At 51.8% G+C, this 17,291-nt stretch carries 17 protein-coding genes; 5 read left to right on the plus strand and 12 right to left on the minus strand.

What is annotated here, in order from left to right:
- Positions 1-18: 18 nt before the first annotated feature.
- The 5 genes from J2X61_RS24275 to J2X61_RS24295 form a co-directional block, all read right to left on the minus strand.
- On the minus strand, positions 19-777 hold the full coding sequence (locus tag J2X61_RS24275) for an iron ABC transporter ATP-binding protein (RefSeq protein ID WP_310191405.1): 759 nt from the start codon (positions 775-777) through the stop codon (positions 19-21).
- Complete coding sequence (locus J2X61_RS24280) at positions 774-1,721, minus strand: iron chelate uptake ABC transporter family permease subunit (protein WP_310191407.1); 948 nt, start codon at positions 1,719-1,721, stop codon at positions 774-776. Before J2X61_RS24280 ends, J2X61_RS24275 begins: the two co-directional genes overlap by 4 nt.
- Positions 1,711-2,664: an ABC transporter permease gene (locus J2X61_RS24285; RefSeq protein WP_274470785.1), complete on the minus strand. Its 954-nt coding sequence runs from the start codon at positions 2,662-2,664 to the stop codon at positions 1,711-1,713. Before J2X61_RS24285 ends, J2X61_RS24280 begins: the two co-directional genes overlap by 11 nt.
- A 13-nt stretch (positions 2,665-2,677) precedes the next feature.
- Positions 2,678-3,238: a nitroreductase family protein gene (locus J2X61_RS24290; protein ID WP_310191410.1), complete on the minus strand. Its 561-nt coding sequence runs from the start codon at positions 3,236-3,238 to the stop codon at positions 2,678-2,680.
- Positions 3,239-3,366: 128 nt separating this feature from the next.
- On the minus strand, positions 3,367-4,947 hold the full coding sequence (locus J2X61_RS24295) for a helix-turn-helix domain-containing protein (RefSeq protein ID WP_310191413.1): 1,581 nt from the start codon (positions 4,945-4,947) through the stop codon (positions 3,367-3,369).
- Positions 4,948-4,978: 31 nt separating this feature from the next.
- Here J2X61_RS24295 and J2X61_RS24300 point away from each other — a divergent pair, with 31 nt between their 5' ends.
- Entirely contained in the window at positions 4,979-5,224 is a 246-nt protein-coding gene (locus tag J2X61_RS24300) for a hypothetical protein (RefSeq protein ID WP_310191418.1), read from the plus strand.
- 15 nt (positions 5,225-5,239) lie between these two features.
- On the opposite strand, the gene J2X61_RS24305 is transcribed toward J2X61_RS24300, so the two are convergent.
- The 4 genes from J2X61_RS24305 to J2X61_RS24320 all read right to left on the minus strand — a co-directional run bounded on the left by J2X61_RS24305 (position 5,240) and on the right by J2X61_RS24320 (position 7,004).
- The gene (locus J2X61_RS24305) at positions 5,240-5,458 is read right to left on the minus strand and encodes a hypothetical protein (protein ID WP_310191421.1); all 219 of its coding nucleotides are present in this window, start codon (positions 5,456-5,458) and stop codon (positions 5,240-5,242) included.
- A gap of 58 nt (positions 5,459-5,516) precedes the next feature.
- A complete protein-coding gene (locus tag J2X61_RS24310) occupies positions 5,517-5,687 on the minus strand; it encodes a hypothetical protein (protein WP_310191423.1) in 171 nt (56 codons plus the stop codon).
- Positions 5,688-6,021: 334 nt separating this feature from the next.
- On the minus strand, positions 6,022-6,162 hold the full coding sequence (locus J2X61_RS24315) for a hypothetical protein (protein ID WP_274470789.1): 141 nt from the start codon (positions 6,160-6,162) through the stop codon (positions 6,022-6,024).
- Between the two features lie 38 nt (positions 6,163-6,200).
- Positions 6,201-7,004: a peptidoglycan-binding protein gene (locus J2X61_RS24320; RefSeq protein ID WP_274470790.1), complete on the minus strand. Its 804-nt coding sequence runs from the start codon at positions 7,002-7,004 to the stop codon at positions 6,201-6,203.
- A gap of 454 nt (positions 7,005-7,458) precedes the next feature.
- On the opposite strand from J2X61_RS24320, the gene J2X61_RS24325 reads away from it, so the two are divergent.
- From J2X61_RS24325 to J2X61_RS24335, 3 genes are all read left to right on the plus strand, one after another.
- Entirely contained in the window at positions 7,459-8,748 is a 1,290-nt protein-coding gene (locus J2X61_RS24325) for an efflux RND transporter periplasmic adaptor subunit (protein ID WP_274470792.1), read from the plus strand.
- A 44-nt stretch (positions 8,749-8,792) separates the two neighbouring features.
- Positions 8,793-11,900, plus strand: coding sequence for an efflux RND transporter permease subunit (locus tag J2X61_RS24330; RefSeq protein ID WP_310191428.1), 3,108 nt, complete (start codon positions 8,793-8,795; stop codon positions 11,898-11,900).
- A 187-nt stretch (positions 11,901-12,087) separates the two neighbouring features.
- Entirely contained in the window at positions 12,088-13,077 is a 990-nt protein-coding gene (locus J2X61_RS24335) for a ketoacyl-ACP synthase III (RefSeq protein WP_274470795.1), read from the plus strand.
- A 17-nt stretch (positions 13,078-13,094) separates the two neighbouring features.
- Here J2X61_RS24335 and J2X61_RS24340 read toward each other — a convergent pair whose 3' ends face one another.
- The 3 genes from J2X61_RS24340 to J2X61_RS24350 are packed head-to-tail and all read right to left on the minus strand — an operon-like array spanning position 13,095 to position 16,415.
- Positions 13,095-14,894, minus strand: a complete 1,800-nt coding sequence (locus tag J2X61_RS24340; RefSeq protein ID WP_310191431.1) for a glycosyltransferase — start codon at positions 14,892-14,894, stop codon at positions 13,095-13,097.
- 36 nt (positions 14,895-14,930) lie between these two features.
- Positions 14,931-15,653 carry a glycosyltransferase gene (locus tag J2X61_RS24345; RefSeq protein ID WP_310191433.1) on the minus strand — a complete coding sequence of 241 codons (723 nt, stop codon included), beginning with the start codon at positions 15,651-15,653 and terminating at the stop codon, positions 14,931-14,933.
- A gap of 12 nt (positions 15,654-15,665) precedes the next feature.
- Positions 15,666-16,415: a sulfotransferase domain-containing protein gene (locus J2X61_RS24350; protein ID WP_310191435.1), complete on the minus strand. Its 750-nt coding sequence runs from the start codon at positions 16,413-16,415 to the stop codon at positions 15,666-15,668.
- Positions 16,416-16,700: 285 nt separating this feature from the next.
- On the opposite strand from J2X61_RS24350, the gene J2X61_RS24355 reads away from it, so the two are divergent.
- Positions 16,701-17,108, plus strand: a complete 408-nt coding sequence (locus J2X61_RS24355) for a hypothetical protein (RefSeq protein WP_274470801.1) — start codon at positions 16,701-16,703, stop codon at positions 17,106-17,108.
- The last annotated feature ends 183 nt before the right edge of the window (positions 17,109-17,291 follow it).

Raw genomic sequence — 17,291 nt, forward strand, 5'->3', positions numbered from 1 at the left:
TTGAGCACCTCTTTCATTTCATTTAAAATATAAACAAATTTTATTGCCGTTCATTTCTTGAATCGGAATGTCCATGTCATACACAGCATGAAGGACGGCGGAATCGATCAATTCATCCGTCGTTCCTTCCTTCACCAATCTGCCTTGCTTAAAGGCAACGATCCGGTCCGAATAGCACGAGGCAAAATTGATATCATGAATCACGATGATGACCGTCTTGCCAAGCTCATCCGCAAGTCTGCGCAGTACCTTCATAATCTGCACGGAATGCTTCATGTCCAAATTGTTCAGCGGTTCGTCGAGCAGGATGTAGTCCGTATTTTGGGCAATGACCATAGCGATGAACGCCCGTTGGTTCTGCCCTCCGCTCAGCTGATCGAGATATTTGTGCTGCATGTCCTCAAGCTCCATGTACCGGATCGCCTCATCCACGAACTGCCAGTCCGCTTTCGTTAGCTTGCCTTGAGAGTAAGGGAATCGCCCGAAGCTCACCAAATCGCGCACGGTCAACCGGACATTGATCTGATTGGATTGCTTCAGAATGGCGATTCGCTTAGCCAGCTCCTGGCTCTTGACTTTGCCGATTTCTTCGCCGTCAATGAACACTTCGCCGCTATCCTTCGCAATGAGCCGGGATAGGATCGAGATGAGAGTGCTCTTCCCTGCGCCGTTAGGCCCGATCAACGAAGTAACCTTGCCTTTGGCGATACGCAGGGAAACCTGCTCAAGAACGGTGTTGGTACCATAGGATTTGGACACATTGCTAATTTCAATCATGATTTATTCTCCCTTAGCAGCAGGTATAAGAAGTACACGCCCCCGATGAAATTGATGATAACGGCAAGCGGTGTGGAGAAGCTGAAGATGCGTTCCACAATCAACTGTCCGCCTACTAACAAGAAGATGGAGAGCAGGATAGCGCCGGGAATCAAATACCTGTGCCGGTATGTCTTCATGAACTGGTAAGAGAGATTCGCCACGAGCAAGCCCAGGAAGGTGACCGGACCGACCAGTGCCGTGGCGATAGAAACGAGCATCGCAATGATGATCAGCAGCCTTTTCACCACATATTCAAAGGGCACTCCAAGGTTAACAGCCTGATCCCTGCCGAGCGACAGGACATCCAGATATTTCACGAATCTCAGGCTGTATAAGGTGGCTGTGGCACTTAGCAGAACCGAAATCACCAGCAGCTTGCTGTTAACCGTGTTGAAGCTGGCGAAAGACCGGCTCTGCAGGATGGCGAATTCATTCGGATCGATCAGCACCTCCATGAACGTCGTGAAGCTGCCGAAGAAGGTCCCGAGAATAATGCCGAATAGCAGCAGGAAGTACAGATGTCTCTTCTCGCTCCGGAACAGGAACTTGAACAGGAGCAGAGCAAACAGCGACATCAATCCGACGCTGATGGCGAAATTGACATTCCCATTGGCGGACAGCACGCTCTTCGATCCCAGCAAGAAAATGACCGTCGTCTGAATGAGCATGTACAAAGCGTCCAGACCGATAATGCTCGGAGTCAGAATCCGGTTGTTCGTTATCGTCTGAAATAAAATGGTGGAGTAAGCAATCGCTGCGCCCGTCAGCATGAGGCTGACGACTTTAATGCTTCGTCTGGGAAGCACATAATCCCAGTTGGCACCCGCATGCAGCGTAAGGAAGGCGGCAATGACCGTCAAGGCAGCGAGCGCGAGCAGACTGAGCTTCCATCTAATCGTCATAAGCTTGTCTCCTCAACAGCAGAAATAAGAATAGCCCGCTCCCGATGATGCCTACGGTTAAGCCGATCGGAATCTCGTAAGGATAGATGATCACACGTCCCAGAATGTCGCAAAACAGAACGAACACAGCACCAAGGAGCGCTGTATGCGGCGCGATCTTCTTCAAATTGTCCCCTTGATAGATGGATACGATGTTCGGAACGACCAACCCCAGGAACGGGATGATGCCGACGCTCAAAATATTCACCGAAGCGACCACCGCAACGATCGTCAATCCGATATTGACGACCTGCCGGTAATTCAGCCCCAGATTCGTAGCGAAATCCTCCCCCATCCCCGCAATCGTAAACCGGTTCGCATACACATAGGCGATAATTAACATCGGGATGCTGATGTAAAGCAGCTCGTATCGTCCCTTCATGACGGTCGCGAAGTTGCCCTGCAGCCAGGACGAAATATTTTGAATCAGATCGAACTTGTAGGCGAAAAAAGTGGAAATCGAAGTAATGATGCTTCCGTACATTAAGCCGACCAGCGGAATGAAGATCGTATCTTTGAAGCGGATGCGGTCCAAGATTTTCATGAAGACATAAGTGCCGGCGAGCGTAAAGACGAAGGCGACGGCGATTTTCTGCAGCGGCGTCGCATCCGCAAACAGGATCATCGACACCAGGATCCCCAGCCTCGCACAGTCCATCGTCCCCGCCGTTGTCGGCGATACGAATTTATTGCGGCTAAGCTGCTGCATAAGCAGTCCGATGACGCTCATGCTGATCCCGGCGATAAGGATGGAGATGAGGCGCGGGATGCGGCTCACCAGCAGGATATGGGCTTGATCCTCCGTTAAATGGAACAAATCCAACGGCGTGATTCCTTTAACCCCGATAAATAGGGAAACAGTAGATAATAGAAGAAGTGCGAGAACTAAGTATCTGATTTTCATGACCTTAGGCAGCCTATTCCATGACAGTCAATCGGTCTCTGGCTGGGATGCGCGCTTGTACCGGAGGTATCTTGCCGGGATAGCCGGTGTGCAAGCTGGCGATGATGCGCTCGTCCGCCTGTACGCCGAAAGCTTCCCGGAACGCCTCCAGCTTCAGCAGCGGGTACGTCTCCCACACCATACCGATGCCCTGCTCCCAGGCTAACAAGCTGAAATTATGAATGAGACAGGAAGCCGAGGCATAATCCTCTTCGGCAATCGCCGGGTCCTCGTTCACCTTCAGAACGACGGCGATGAACATGGGCACGGACATGAACTTGTTCCACATCTTCTCCCCGATTTCCCTTGCTTTCTCCGGGTCGGACTCTCTCTCCTGTCTGAACTTCCGAACGGTCTCCGCCAGCTTGCGGCGTCCCTCCCCATGAATAACTACGAAGCGCCACGGCTGCGTCAGCCGGTGGTTCGGCACCCAAACGGCTGCATCCAGAAGCTCGGTCACAAGCTCCACGGATACCGGTCTATCTGCAAATTGGTGAACGGATCGCCGTTCTTTGATTAGTTGTGTAAGTTCCATGTATCCCCCTGTCCAGCCTTCACGACTGCACTTAGAATGATAATCGTTATCAACGATACCTATTTTGGCACGATTGAAGGGTCGCGTGAATGGAATTTCCTGTTTTCGATATGGATTTTTTCTCTCAGTCATGATTTGGACAACAAATGGTATACCGTCTCATCGATCAAGGTGTCATGCATCGTAGCGTTATACATCAGCAGTCCCTGATGGCGTATGAATATAATTTGCTGCTGCCTGTCACTATAAGCCTTCTTCAGGCGGCGCCACGTCGAATCCAAGCTAAGGCAGTACTCGCTCGGGTACATGTTGGAGACGAAGAAAATGACATTGTCACAGTCCATTGAAGCTACTTCATGGAGGGAGTATGTATCCAGGAACGATACCTGCTCGACAGGCTTGGGCGGAGTAATTCGCAGCTCATCATAAAATAAGTCCTTCATCTTCTTCCTCGTCAATCCATACACCCGGTAGTGCTTCTCTTGCGCGGTGACCAGAAGAAACGGTTTGCCGCCAAGCCGCTCCCGAATATGTTCGCGGGCATTCTCCACCTTCATATCGAAATAGGCCAGCCATCTCTCGGCCACGCTGGACAGACCCAGCAAGCGGCCGATCATCAGCAGCGTCTCCTTCCAGCTGTAATCGCGCCACTGAATAACGGTGACCGGAGCGATGTGGGACAGTGTTTCGAGCAGCTCATCGGAAAGCGGACCGCACAGAATCAAGTCCGGCCGGCAATCCCGAATTTGTTCGATATAGGGATGGAGATCCGGCTCCAAATGCCAATCCTTGTGCAAACTGATCTTGGGCGTAATGCCTAGAATGGACAGGTTCCCATGAAAAATCGCACTGAGATTCGCAACACGAATTTGCGCCTTTTTCATAAAATCCGAAGGGGACAGCCCCATATGCTTTTTGAAAAGCCGGCTGAAATACAGCTCGTCGGGATACCCGACAGCGTGCGCAACCTCGGCAATCGAGGACGGCGAGCTGCCCAGCAGCCCTAATGACCGGTTCAGGCGAATCGTCGTCACGAATTTATGCGGGCTAAGGCCGGTGATCCCCCGGAACGCCTGATAGAACTTACGGCTCGCTCCCGACAGACGGGCCATCTCCTCCACATCGATCGCTTGGTTGTAATGCTCCATTAAATATTGCTTCGCCTGCTCGACATACTCGACCAGATCGCCCTCCACTTGCTTCGGGTGATGCAGACAAGCCGTTAAGGCCGCCGCCATCTTGTAGAGGTGCGACTGCAGTTGGTAATACAGCGACGTATCCGGCTGGCCGCAATCGCTCAGGAAGTCCGGCACCCAATGGAAAAAGTGCGGCATCCGGAAGCTGTGCAGCTGCAGTTCATCCTGATGCAAAAAATCATCGCCGGAGACCTGCTCTCCCGCCGAAGCTCCAAGCTGCGTGCAAGTTAGCTTCTGGAATCGGATCCAGATTACACGGGCGCGGTGGTGGCCGCTGTTCTTGATCATGCAGCGGCAGTCCGGCGGTACGAAGAACAGCTCACCGGTCAATATCTTATTGGTGCGGCGGTGAGTCCCATTTTCCAGGGTAACTCGAATGACTTCATCTATTGCATACCCGAACGCGCAAGTCGCTTGGCTGTCCAATTCAAGTGTCGTTTCACTCTCGATGTGAAGCTCATCCGTTCGCAGATAATGGAGGGTATGCGCTCCTGAAGCAAGTGTCTTGACCATAGGGTTCACATCCTGACATGGTTAAAATGAGATGATCATTATCGCTATTCTAAGTGATAATGATTATCATTGTCAAATGGCTGTGCCTCCCACTTGCGCATACACGGCAAGCTTGGCGGCTTCGCCAACTGCCGGCCGCGTCGGCCTAAAAGGCATCCCGGCTGGTCAAGCCGCTTCCCGAAGCCTCCCTACCCCAGTACCCGCGAGTAACTCCGCGGCTGCTCTAACGGACACAGCAGCCGTTATTTGCCCGATAATCGGCGGCTTCCACCGCTAACGGACACCACTGCGCTTATTTGCCTGATTTCGGGGTGAAATCAGGTTCAGATGCGCAAATAACGGCACTGGTGTCCGTTGCATGTTCGGGGCCGCCCATTTTGCCCATATAAGGGCTGCCATGTCCGTTAGCCCGCCGCGCGCGGGGGCGAATCCGGCTGGGCAAGCCGCTTCCCGGCCAGCCTCCCCTGCCCCAGGAACCCGCGAGTAACTCCCCGACTGCTCTAACGGACACAGCGGCCGCTATTTGAGCGACAATCGGCGGCTTCCCCCGCTAACGGACACCACTGCGCTTATTTGCCCGATTTCGGGGCGAAATCAGGCACAGATGCGCAAATAACGGCGCTGGTGTCCGTTGCATGTTCGGAGTTGCCCATTTTGCCCATATAAGGGCTGCCATGTCCGTTAGCCTCCGCGCACGGGGGCGAATCCGACTGGGTAAGCCCGGCTGCTCTAACGGACACAGCAGCCGCTATTTGAGCGACAATCGGCGGCTTCCACCGCTAACGGACACCACTGCGCTTATTTGCCCGATTTCGGGGCGAAATCAGGCTCAGATGCGCAAATAACGGCGCTGGTGTCCGTTGCATGTTCGGAGCTGCCCATTTTGCCCATATAAGGGCTGCCATGTCCGTTAGCCTCCGCGCGCGGGGGCGAATCCGACTGGGCTAGCCGCTTCCCGACCAGTCTCCCCTGCTCCAGGTACCCGCGAGTAACTCCGCGGCTATCCTAACGGACACAGCGGCCGCTATTTGAGCGACAATCGGCAGCTTCCCCCGCTAACGGACACCACTGCGCCTATTTGCCTGATTTCAGTGCGAAATCAGGCTCAGATGCGCAAATAACGGCGCTGGTGTCCGTTGCATGTTCGGAGCCGCCCATTTTGCCCATATAAGGGCTGCCATGTCCGTTAGCCTCCCCCGCATCCGAATAACACAAAAAAGCCTCCGCCCTATCAACAGGCAGAGGCTTTGAAGCTATTTCCCGATGAACTGCTGCGTGAACATTTTGCCGCAAGGGCCGCCGTTCACAATACCGATCCCAATGTGCGTGTAATCTTTGCTCAAAATATTCGCTTTGTGGCCGGGCGAATTCATTAACGCCTCATGCGCGGCCTGCACCGATTGGTTGCAAGCGATATTTTCTCCCGCAGCGTTATAGGTGATGCCGAACTTCTCCATCATATCGAAAGGGGAGCCATACGTCGGCGAATCATGCGAGAAATATTTATTATCGACCATGTCCTGGCTCTTAAGCCTTGCTGTCTTGGTCAGCGCGGCATCGGCCGCCAGCGGAGCCAGCCCTACGGCTGCACGTTCTTTATTCACCAGATCCAGCATCTGCTGCTCCTCTACCGTGAGGCCAGATGTCGGCGGAACCTCCGGTGCAGGTTGAGGTGTCTGCTCCGGCTCGGATGGCGGCGGTGCAGGCGGCGGTGTGGACGGCGGTGCCGACGGTGCCGGTGGAGGCGCCGGTTTCTTCGGTATTTTCAAATTACCATATGCCCAAAGAATGGACTGCAGCGTTTGGTCATCAATATTCCCCGTTACCGGAAGTCCATACCGGCTTTGGAACGCTTTGACACCAGCAGCGGTTTGGTTGCCGTAGTAGCCAGTAATAGGACCACTATAGTAGCCCAGCGATTTGAGCATCCCCTGCACCGCATAAACGTCCGGGCCCTTCGCCCCTTTCCCGTAGGCAAAAGCGGTCGTGGAGGTCGAGCAGAACAAGGCGACACAGATTAGTACGATCCAGACATGCTTATTCCTGCCATGAAACATACGTTTACGTTCACTCCCCATCGTCATCAGTATCATTCGCCCGGAACGGACGACAGGTTTAGCGTGACCTAATTTTTGGTTTTTATCCATTTTTTATTGATGGAGACAAATCTGCACATGCGAATCGTGCGGTCTGCAACGATTAAGGGAACAAGCGCTCACCATGTGGTTGGAAAGCCGCCCGCCCCATTATCAAATCCGCCCATCATTGTAGGCCAACCATACCCGCCGATCAACAAATTAATGACCGCCAGTTTAAAATATATATTCCTCTAAAAAGCCAATTGAAACCGATTACCTGATGAACCTTATCGACTTGGCTTTATTTCAGAATCAAGACAAATGACTTTTAGTCAAAATATTATTGACCGTCAGTCACAATTTTTGTTATAACTAAATTTGGAAACAGTTCATCGATAGATAGGGAGGCATTACCATGGAGAGCGGGAGAACCATGTCTACACAATCGAATCCTTGGCCGAAGAAGCTCGCACGTACAGCCCGGGGCTTCGCTGCGCATAAAGCCGGCGTTGTGCTGATTCTGACGGCCCTTACACTTGCAGGCTGTTCCCACGGAGCGCCCTCATCCCCGGCCTCAGCACCGGACCAGGCTGCCGGCATAACGGGCAAGCCGGTCAAAACCGCCAAGGTCGCCTCACAAGTCTGGACCGGCGCCAAAACACTGACGGCTGACGCGATTCCCTCGCTGGAGTTGAACGTCATCCTGAAAGTCGACGGCGATGTACAGAGCGTGCTGAAGAAACGCGGAGAACAGGTTCATAAAGGCGATGTCATTATCGAGCTGGATAAGAAGGATGTGCTGCGCCAGCAGCAGAAGCTGCTGTATGCCAGAGCCAGCTTGGAAGAACAAATGGCTAAGGCCAAGAAAGATTTTACCGACAGCACGCTTGAATTAACGAATAATGTTGCCTCAACCAAGCAAGCCTTGGAAGATGCAACGAAGCAATATAACCGGGTTCTGAACGACTATGATATCGGCCAGGCAACCGAAGAACAGAAGGAACAATTGGAAACAGGGGTGAACCAGCTGCAGCGTAATCTTCAAACCTTGGAACAGAAACTGCAGACGCTCCGAAGCACCAATCCCCTAGCGGCCATTGAATACCAAATGCGGGCTAACGAGATCGATCTGCAGGATATGGAAGTTAACCTGTCTTATTATGACGTCAAGGCACCGGCAGACGGCCTCTTGACCGAGATGCCCATCGAGGAAGGGATGACGCTGCCCCGCGGTCAGAAGATCGGCGTTGTCCAGCGGCAGACACCGATGAAAATCCGCGCCGAAATAACGGAAGCGGATTTGCCGCTCGTGCAAGGCCAAACGGACCTTTCGTATCAGATTCCCGGTTCCGCCGATACCTATCAAGGCAAAGTGACTTATTTGGCCTCCGCCGCCAACATTCAGACGAAGACTTATACGCTGGAGCTCGAGGCTGCGAACGAAGAGGGCCGGCTCAAAGCCGGTATGCGCGTACAGCTTCTACTAGCTGACAACGGAGGCCAGCAAGTCATTGCCGTGCCGTCGGACAGCATTCTTCGCGAGGACGGCGAGCCCTATGTATTCATTTTGAATGGGGACCATGCGGAGAAGAGGACGGTTAAGCCGGGCCGCAGCAAGGATGCCATGACGGAAATCTCCCAAGGGCTTCAGGCAGGCGATACGCTGATCGTGTCCGGCCAATACCAGCTTAAGCATATGGAGAAAGTAACCCCCGGCGAATAGGTTTCGGCTCCAACCGGAACGGCAGAACAGAAGGAGGAGTCCGCTTGATTGCCAAACTGATCAAATATCAAAAAATCACGCTGTTATTCTTTGCCGTATTCGTGCTGATGGGCACCATCAGTTTTTTTAAGTTAAGCCAGCGTGAGAATCCGGAAATCACCGTTTCCATCGCCACGGTATCGACGGTGTATCCCGGCGCTTCGCCGGAAAAGGTTGAACAGCTCGTCACCAAACCGCTGGAAGAAAAGATCCGGGAGATGGACGCGATCAAGTCGATCGATTCCACATCCTCCACCAACGTATCTTTCATAACGGTCGAGATGGAGCCTGGCGTTGACAACAAACGAGCCTGGGATACGCTTAGACAGAAAGTGCAAGAGGCACAGAGCAAGCTGCCTGCGGAAGCGCACCAGCCCGAAATCTTCGACGACCTGGCCAAGACCGCGGCTCAAATCATTCATCTGACTGTGCCGAGCTCATCGGAGTTGGAGTCGCTGCGCCCTATTTCCCTCATATGGAAAGACCAGATACGCGCGATAGCCGGGGTCAGCGATGTTCAAATCGTCGGGCTCTCCGATCTGGAAGCCAAGGTGATTCTGGACAAGGAGAAGCTCGAAAGCCTCCAGCTTCCATGGACGCTGGTCATGCAGGCGCTGACGAGCGCCCACGACCGTACGCCTATCGGGAATGTGAGTGCCAATAAACAAGACACCTACGTGCAATTGACGGGCGAATGGCAATCCGCTCAGGATATCGGGGAGACGGTCGTCTACCGTTCCGCGGCGCAGGGCAATTCGCTTAAGATTCAAGATGTCGCACAGGTCGGCATCGGTCCGGAGAAAACGAAGGAGCAAGTTCTTTACAACGGCAAACCCGCTATCGATGTTGTCATCTATCCGGCCAAGGGCCAACATATTCCTTCCTTGCAGTCGAGAATTGACGCCAAGGTCGCCGAATTGCAGGCACAGCTCCCCGCGCACGTGACGATGGTATCGTTGTTCACGCAAAAGGAAAGCGTGAGCAAGCTGTTTAACGAGCTGTCGCGGGAGATGCTCATCGGGATGGCTGCCGTACTGCTCGTCTGCATCCTCGGGCTCGCCTTCGGAACGTCCATTATCGTTGCTATGGCGATCCCCGTCTCCATCGCGCTCGGGTTCCTGCCGATCGGCATGACGTCTATCGATCTCAATCAGATTTCTATCGTCGCGCTCGTCATCGTGCTCGGCATCCTTGTCGACGACGCCATCGTCGTGAACGATAACATCGAACGCCGGCTATCCCTCGGCGATTCCCCATTAGATGCGTCGTTGAAAGGAAGCCAGGAAGTCGCGATTTCGATTCTTACCGCAACGATCGCCACAGCGGCCGCTTTCTTTCCGCTATTTTTCCTGAAAGGCAATATCGGCGACTTCATCCGTCCGATTCCCGTCGTCGTGAGCCTGACATTAGCCGCGTCGATGGCCATGTCGCTAACCATCGTTCCGATTTTCCGCAAATGGAACGGCGAACGCAGCCTTCGCAAAGGAATTTCCGCCAAGAACAAGATGCCGGGACTTCTGGGCAAGCCCATATGGCACCTGAGCGAGCAGTATGAGAAATGGATCCGCCGCCTGCTGCGCAAGCCTTTGTTAACCGGCACGATCGGCCTTGTCATCGGGACGGCCAGCTACGGCTTGCTGCCTTTGCTTGGCGTGCAGTACTTCCCAAGCGCGGAGCGCAGCGAATTTCTTGTCGATGTGAAAATGCCGGTCAGCGCCGACTACAAACAAACCGCCGATATGATGGCAAGTTTGTCGGTATGGGCGGCCAAACAAGACGGGGTCTTATCCGTCTCGGCCTACGCAGGAAGAACCACGCCTAAGTTCTACTATGCGGAGAACGATGCCAGCGGGACAAGAATGGGCCAATTGTATGTGAAAGTCGACGAATCACGGACCCACACCGGCAAGCTCGTAGCCAGCTGGCGCGAGCAGCTGCGCAGCCTCTATCCGGATATTGAGCTGCTGCCCAGGGAGCTGGAGCAGGGACCTCCGGTCGGGGCGCCGATCGCCTTGCGAATCAGCGGCTCGGATCTAGGCGAGTTGACATCGCTCTCGAAGCAAGTGCAGTCGATGCTGAAAGGCATCCCCGGCACCGACAACGTCTCCGACAGCATCGGCGAGGATACGTACACGATGAATCTTCGGCTCGACCAGGAGAAAGCCCGCCATTACGGCATTACCGAGAAGGACTTGTCGGCAACGGCGAGGCTTGCTACCGATGGGATCGAAGTCTCCAAGCTGCAGCTGGGCAACGAGAATATTCCCGTCACATTGTTCAGCGAGACGAACGGGACCCCGTCCGCCCAAACGATCGGCGATCTGCTCGTTCCCGCACAATCAGGGGCGTTATACCCGATCGAGCAGTTTATCGATTTGCAGCCCAGCCGCATGATTACATCCGTGCAGCACCACAATCTGGTGCGGACGATCACAGTTAGATCTTATACGGACGGGAGATTGGCGGCTGACATTGTGAAGGATTTGGAGCAGCAGATTAACCAACTGCACAAGCCCAATGGCTACACCATCGAATTCGCCGGCGAGAACGCCGACCGCAACGATGCCTTCGCCTCCATCGGCAAGCTGTCCATTATTGTGGTATGTCTGATCTATATCATTATCGCGATTCAATTTTATTCGTTATCCATACCGTTCCTGGTGATGTTGACCGTCTATTTGGCCATGGGGGGCGCTTTGATCGGGCTGTTCGTGACGGGCGCACCGATCGGGTTCATGGCGCTCATGGGATTCGTCAGTCTGGCGGGGATTGTCGTGCGCAACGGCATCGTGCTCGTTGAATTTATAGAAGAGGCCCGGCACAGCGGCATGGCCCTGTACGACGCCATCGCCGAATCCGGCCGCGCGCGGCTTCGTCCCATCCTGATGACGTCCGCTACGGCAATCAGCGGCCTCCTACCCATGGCCATTATCGGAGGCAGCTTGTGGCGGCCAATGGCTGTCGTCATTATCTCAGGATTGATCATCTCAACGCTGCTTACGTTAGTGATCGTCCCTTCCTTCTACTTGCCGCTCGCCCAGTGGCGGGATAAGCGCAAGCTCAAACGGCTGGCGGCGGAGCTTCCCCGCCAAGGTCATTCAGCGTCACAATAGCCGCTGCTTTCAGGCGTCTTCGCGTTCATCGCGGAGACGCCTCCATTTGTTTAGGTATGGCGAATTCGGACAATCTGCGAATGAGCAATTGTTATTCTCTTCTCCAGCTGCCCATTGACACCGGCAGCAATCTCCCTTAGAATTAGTACCAAGTACTAATACCTGATAACAATAAGGAGAGATTTCCATGCCCGCATCGACTCCCTTGCACGCCCGCATCACCGCTATCGGCAGCTACGTGCCCTCCCATATACTTACGAACGCTGATTTGCAGAAAATGGTTGACACCAACGACGAATGGATCGTCCAACGCACCGGCATTCGCGAGCGCCGGATCGCCGCGGCCGAGGAATTCACAAGCCATCTATGTATAGCAGCCGTTCAAAACATGCTGGACCGATACCCGCAATCGCTGGACGGCGTGGATCTGGTTATCGTCACAACGCATACGCCGGAGCTGCCGTCGACGCCGGTCGCCTGCCAAGTCCAGGCGCACTTCGAGCTCCCCGCTGCCGGCGCCTACGACCTGAACGCTACGTGTGCGGGATTTGCCTATGCCGTGCACACGGCAAGCGGACTTGTCGCGGCCGGCTTGCACCGCAAAGTTCTCGTTGTCGGCGGCGATTCCATGTCCAAAATCACGGACTACACCGACCGCTCGACCTGTATCCTCTTCGGCGACGGCGCCGGGGCTGTCGTCGTGGAACGCGAAGACGAACATCCTGCCTTCCTTGCGCACCACGTCGGCTCGGACGGCTCCGGCGGCAAGCATGTGTACCGTTCGGGATTGGCCGCGAGATGGCAGGACATCCCGCTCACAGGCAACGGCAAGCTTGTCCAGAACGGACGCGAGGTGTACAAATTTGCCGTATCCACAGTTCCGCTAGGGGTAGAAAAACTGCTTGCGAAAAGCAACATGCAGCTTGATGATTTGGATTGGTTCATCCCCCATAGCGCTAACTTGCGGATGATTGATTCCATCTGTGAAAAGAGCGGCATTCCTTTTGACAAGGCGCTGTACAGCCTGGAGTACTACGGGAATACTTCTGCCGCTTCGATGCCGTTGGCGCTGGACCTTGGCATCAGAGAGGGCAAAGTTAAAGCTGGAGATACGCTTCTGTTATACGGCTTTGGCGGCGGCTTAACGCATGCAGGCTTGATTGTTCGTTGGGGATAACTAGGCAAAAGATAAGCTTATAGCCTGCACAGCGTTTCAAAAGCGTCAATGACCATCGGATATTTTCCCATTTGACTGATTCTATATTTCTCCTCTTGAATCTTCGAATAGGACGGCTCATCGGGAAGGAGCAGCTTCGTCACTTCCATTTTATGGGCCAGCCGATAGCTGGCTCTTTCCAGAAGAGTTACGAACGTTTGTTTAAAAAGTCCGAACTCCCGCGCATTTTCATAACAAAGTGCTTTGTACTGCGTGAGAATTTGGTTTAGCTGGTATAATGTTTTCGCATGGGGAACTAAATTAAGCGCAAAGATTTGCACATCAATGACGCTATGCTTCATTTGGAATTTGTAAAAATTAAGATTCGCTTCTTCTCCAATCGAGGCGGAAATCGGATGCTCCTGGTGGTACGTAACCATTTTGCCCAGATTGACAAACTGCGCCCCCATTTTAAACAAGCGATAGCCCATTTCCACGTCATCCCAGCCGTAGCCGTCCCACTCCTCAAAAAAACCTGCCTGCCCAAGAAAGCTTCTCCGCAAGGAAATGTTCCCGGTGTAGAAGAAAATCCAGGGAAACATGAACCCGGACAATTGGTCTCCATAATGCTGGAGAACTTCCTTCTCGTAATATTCCTCATGCGGCTTCAGAAAAGATAACGAATTCAGCAATTGTACATTTTCTAAATCTTCTTTATTCAAAAGCGGAGTGATCTGGGGGCTGGTTGCATATTTGCGCCATCTCTTCGAGTATTCCTGCTTGCACTTACTCATGATAGCCTTGATATGCTCGAATTGCCCGCTGCTAAACCCAGGATGAATCAGTGAGTACACTCCTCGCAAATGTATAGTCCCTATTGCGATGTACCGGTCGCGCGCTTGATGAGCCTGCACATGCTGCTCAATAAAGTCCGGACCGACAAGCACTTCGGCGTCTAAGAAAATAATGACTTTCCCGTTCGCCGCCCGGATGCCCATATTTCTGGACCGGGGTCTGCCCACATTTTTTTCACATTTTATATATTTAAATACAAAAGGGAATTCATTCTTCTGTACGATAGACGGTGTGGAGTCATCAGATGCATTGTCCACCATAATAACTTCTACCTTAGAGAGGTCAAAGGTCTGCTTTTGCAGTGAAAATAAAGTAAGCAAATTGTAGGGATAACGGTTATAGGAAGGCAGCACGAGGCTGACCTCCATGGTTCTTTTCAACCCCTGATGTACGAGCAGATTGGTCTTGTGATTCGAATACCAATACAATCCAATTTCATTCCCGGATAGCGAGGAATGCATACTGCTGCTAATTTGCCCGTGCGTTCTCGCGTGATTCCAAACTCTTAGCTCCTTCATCTCGCCTTGAAAACAACCATATGGGGAAAGACCTCCCAAAACAAGTGACGGGTAGATCATGCTCTTGATGCTTGGCTGACCTTTTTTGGCCAATCGTCCGTTCACATACAGAGAAGGCACCTTGTCTTGATAGACTAAGGCCACATGCGCCCATTGGTTGATGGAAACAGGATAAACAAGGACAGCAGGCAAATGGTCAATGGTATGTTCGTAGACCGAAATGCCATTCACCCCGATGGAAATGCCAATACCGGCCTCGTCGCTATGCTCGCCGCAGGCCGGTCCGATAATGTAAGCCTGTCCTGTGTTTCCGTATATGCCATACGATGCCTCTGCGCCCAGGTGAATTCCCGCCCCGGCCGGCTTCACCCAAAACTCGTAAGTAAAGGAATTGGGCAGTGCTCTAATCATATTCTGAATCGTCAGCGATTCATTCCCAGAGAAAGATATCGGTTCATGCAGCATGCAGGATTCACCCTTTCTAGCTAACAGGAGCTTACCTTACCTCACTTCATTAATTAGACGTTCGAGACTTCCTTTATACTTTTCGTTGACCGATTGAATTTCCATCCATTGTTCCTTGCTATGCACGACACTCCCCATTGCATCATGCACACGGTAAAGGGTCAGCGATTCAGGAAGCGAATGAAACGTATAGAAGTGCGCAGCCCTCTTCCAATAATCAAAATCGTGTGTAAACGGAAGGGCTTCATCGAAGAGCCCGACCTTCTGGAACACGTCCATTCTCATCATGATCGTCGAACCGTTCACAGGACAGCTGTTCACCAAATGCTTTAGAAAGTAGAGCCGGTCTTCAAAATGCAGGCCAACATTCATCCTTGTGATGTGGTCGTTCCCGTCGATAAGATGAAAATTCGTGTAGCTGACCGCGGCATTTTTACGCAGCATAAAGTTGACCTGCTTTTCAACTTTTGTAAGATCATATACATCGTCAGAACTCAACCACGCGAACAACTCGCCAGTTGCCCGCCGAATCCCCGCATTCAAGGCTGTCGCCGTTCCGCCGTTTGGTTTCTCCACATAAACGATTCGAGATAAGTACGGCTTTACAAGATCGGTATGCTTGGTGGAGCCATCACTGACGACAATCAGTTCGATATGCGGATAGGATTGCTGCAGGACGCTTTGAATCGCCCGCTCTACATAAGGACAATTATAAAAAGGCATCACGACAGATACTTTCGGCACGTTACGCTTATCCATGAGCTCCCCCCATCACCAATCCTTATTCTTGGCCTGCCCTAATTCAATCAGCAAATCTCCTGCCACTTCTTTAAATGCATCCTTGATTTCGTTATCAAATGCTTTCTCCCACCCCCCGATTCTGCCCTCTCGAAAAGTAGGTGAACCTGATGGATTGATGTTACCCTCCATTCGATCCACCATCTGCTCAATGGATATCGGAGGCGTGCGTCCTTCCCACAAATATTCAGCTATTTTCTTGATCGTCGCTCTACGGGATGCTTGAGACCGCATCAAGTCTTCGTAGGTAACCGTACATACCCCAGGTTCATCCATCCAGCCCAGGAACAAGCGATAATAGTCCGCAAGATGGGGATAGTCGATCTCAGGAATACCGTAAATAATTTGCATGTAACTTTCTTTCAATGGGAGGTTTGGATCTGCAAACGAAAACGGATAGGGGATGGTTCGGACAAAATGAACAAAAGAAACGAGGATATCACGCAAATCTCTGAGCATAAAAATTTGCTTCATCTGCAATTGACGAAACATGGCGGCCCACTCCGGCATATGGTAGATATGTCCTGTAATCATTTCATTGTCCGCGGCGCCGCGTAATACTTGATAATGCGTCTGAACCTGTTTGGCTGTTCCTTCGTAGATATGTTTGTTTTCATCGTGTGTAACATCGGGGATTCCTAAGAGGATCTGCAACAATAAATGGGTTCCGCTTTTGGGTATCGTATTTTGAAAGAAACCAGGAAGCTTTGAAGGTACGGTCATAGAAGAACTCCCCTCTCTATTTTCACTACAATTTCTGATATACAAAACTTATCGTCATTATACTCAAAATGGAATAAATTGGATTGTATAAGGACCTATTTTTACTCAAAAAATCAAGACAACTCAGCAAGCTGTTTCTCAGGACTACAAATACCTTCCGTGTTTATACCCTTTTTATGTAAAATATGTAACTTGCACAGTCAATCTATTAATCCCCTACATAAGTTAAGAGTATCATCATAGAGTTATCTTTATGGTGAATGTTAGTGGAGAGGGGGATTCACCATGGCCAAGCAAATTGTTGATGCTTTTCAAAGTATTCCATCTACCTCAACAGGTTCGATTAGCAGACCAATTCCGGCAGCGCCCAGCAGTATTATCTTAGCCGATTTTGGTCTTACGTTCGGAGCTAATACGAGTGTATATTTAAGTGCCACTGTTGGATATGCGGCGACTCTTGGATTACCGGATGTAACATTTCGTATCGTCAGAGACACATTACCGATATTCACGATCACTTCAAGCAATTTAACATTATTGGAGCAAGGAAATCTTTCTTTTAATACAGTGGATATTAACCCGCCAGCGGGCAGCCACAATTACCGTTTAATTGCTGATGTCTCATCTGCCTTAACGATTGCTACTGTCATAGGCCCTGTTGCTATCAGCGGCATTGCAATTGCCACAGTATAACCCAAAGACCTGGCCACCGGGCCAGGTCTTGATTTGTGTAAACTTTTTCTTATCCGAACAACCGTCCACTCCTACCAACAAACTTAGTCATAAGATATCTAACATCTGATTGTCTGGGAAGGAGACCGTACATTGAAATTTACATTCCCTATTATAACTTTATCTATGGGGGGAGCTCAGCGT

The organism is Bacillus sp. 3255 (assembly GCF_031456485.1).
Lineage (GTDB): Bacteria > Bacillota > Bacilli > Paenibacillales > NBRC-103111 > Paenibacillus_E.